Here is a 2363-nt window from a genome sequence, read left to right on the forward strand (position 1 = left end):
TCGCCGCGAGCCAGACCCGGTCCCCGGCGAAGGGATAGCCCGGCAGCGACACGGGCCGCGGCGCGCCCTTGGGGTGAAGCAGCGTCCAGTCGACACGCTGCCCGGCGACCCATGCCTCGGCGTAGGCCTCGGGCCGGGGCGCAGGCGCCTCGCCGGCGACGCGCTTGCGGAGATCGACGATCCCCGTCCAGCTCGCTACCTGCGGATCCCCGGCGGCGTAGCTGCGCAGCCCCGCGCCGAGCTCGGCCAGGGTCTCGAAGCGCAGCGCGAGGCGATGGCTCATGGCCTCGCGCCCCGACTGCAGCGTCCAGGCCACGGCCGCGGGCGACCAGCTGGACTCGGGCGCGCTCAGGCGCTGGGCCAGACGGCGAGCTTGCGCGACGAGGCCCTCGCTGTCGCGGGCCGAGAGCACCGCGAGCTGCGGGCCCACGTCACCGACCGCGGCCGCGGCCTCGGCCTCGGCGGCCGGCGCCTGGAACTCCTGCAAGATGATGTGGGCGTTGGTCCCGCCCGCGCCAAACGAGCTCACCCCGGCCGTGCGCGGCCGCGCTCGACCGTTTTCGTCGACGAGCGTCGGCCACGGCCCGCGCTCTTGCTGGACGTGGAAGGGCGTCGAGTCGAAGTCGATATTGGCGTTGAGCTCACGCGAGTGCAGCGAAGGGACGAGCTCGCCGTGGCGCATCTGCAGCAAGACCTTGGTGATCGCCGCGATCCCGGCGGCCGACTCGGCGTGTCCGATGTTCGACTTGACCGAGCCGACCACGATCCGCTCGGGCATGTCGTCCGCGAACGCCCGCAACATCCCGGTGACCTCGATCGGATCGCCGAGCGCCGTACCCGTGCCGTGGGCCTCGAGGTAGCCGAGATCGCTCGGACGCAGCTGCGCCCGCTCGAGCGCGGCCCGCACGAGCTCGCCCTGGGCCTTGGGGTTGGGCACGCTGTAGCCCGCCCCCGCCCCGCCGTGGTTGACGGTCGAGGCCTTGACCACGGCGAGGATCCGATCGCCGTCGGCGATCGCCGCGCTGAGGCGCTTGAGCAGCACCGCGCCCGAGCCCTCGGCCGGCACGTAGCCCGTGCCGCCGTCCCCGAAGCTGCGACAGCGCCCGTCCTCGGCCAGGAAGCGGCGCTGGGCCAGCTGGAGGAACTTGATCGGGTGGCTCGAGATGTTGACGCCCCCGGCCACGGCGAGGTCGCAGTCGCGGTTGCGGATCGCCAAGCAGGCCTGGTGAATCGTCACCAGCGACGACGAGCACATGGTGTCGAGCGCGACGCTCGGCCCGGTGAAGTCGAAGAAGTACGACGCCCGGTTGGCGACCGATGCGTAGGACGAAGAAGTCGCAAATCCCTCTCCGTGGAGGGCCTCCCGCGCGCCGTAGAGCTGGTAGTGGCCGTACATCATGCCGACGAACACGCCGGTCTGGTGTCCGCGCAAGCGCTCGCGGGTGTAGGCCGCGTCCTCGAGCAGGTGCCACACGGTCTCGAGGAACACCCGCTCTTGCGGATCGGTGTGCTCGGCCTCGAGCGGCGACATGCGGAAGAACATCGGGTCGAAGCGATCAGCCCCGCGCACGAAGCCGCCCCAGTTGCCGTAGGTCTTGCCAAACTCGTCTTTGTCGGCCGAGTAAAAGCGCCTGTGATCCCAGCGATCGCGAGGAATCTCCTCGACGCTGTCGCGCCCGGCACGAAGGTTGCTCCAAAATTCGTCGACGTCGTCGGCCTGGGGGTAGCGCCCGGCCACGCCAATGATCGCAATGTCGTCGACCTCGCCGCGGGTGAGCTCGACGACCGGCGCAGGCGCGCCCGCGGGCCGGGGCGCGCGGACCCAGTCGCGCCGAGTCTCGACCTCCGTCTCGGTGGGGGTCTCGACCGCGAGCTCCGTCTCCGTGTTCGTCTCGACCGCGCGCTCCGTCTCGACCGCGCGCTCCGTCTCGACCGCGAGCTCCGTCTCGACCTCTGCCCCAGCGTCGGGGGCCGTGAACTCGTCGGGGTGGGCCGCGACGAGGTGCGCCGCGAGCTCGCTGACGCTGACGTACTCGAACAACAGGGTCTTCGACAGCGGCCCATAGTGCTGCTCGAGACCCCGGATGATGCTCATCGTCAGCAGCGAGTCGACGCCGTAGCGATCAAACGGCTCATCGACGTCGATCTGGGCCGCGGGCAGCCCGAGCTCGCTGGCGACGAGCTCGACCACGAAGGCCTCGACGGATCCGGGAGCGTCGGTCGGGGGCTCGGACGGCGCGTCGCGTGTCGCCCCCGCGGTCCCCATGTTGGCCGAAGCCGAGGCCGAGGCCGGCGCGAGCGCTGCGAGAATGCGGGCGGGGCTGCCCGCGCTCAGCAGCAGGTGGGGAGCGTCGCCCGCGAGC

General features: G+C 71.6%; 1 protein-coding gene. It reads right to left on the bottom strand.

Annotated features, from left to right (window positions below):
- On the bottom strand, positions 1 to 2363 hold a 2363-nt coding region (locus DB30_RS40620), incomplete at both ends, for a type I polyketide synthase (protein WP_240480444.1).

The organism is Enhygromyxa salina (genome assembly GCF_000737335.2).
In the GTDB taxonomy this organism is placed as follows: Bacteria; Myxococcota_A; Polyangia; order Nannocystales; family Nannocystaceae; genus Plesiocystis; species Plesiocystis salina_C.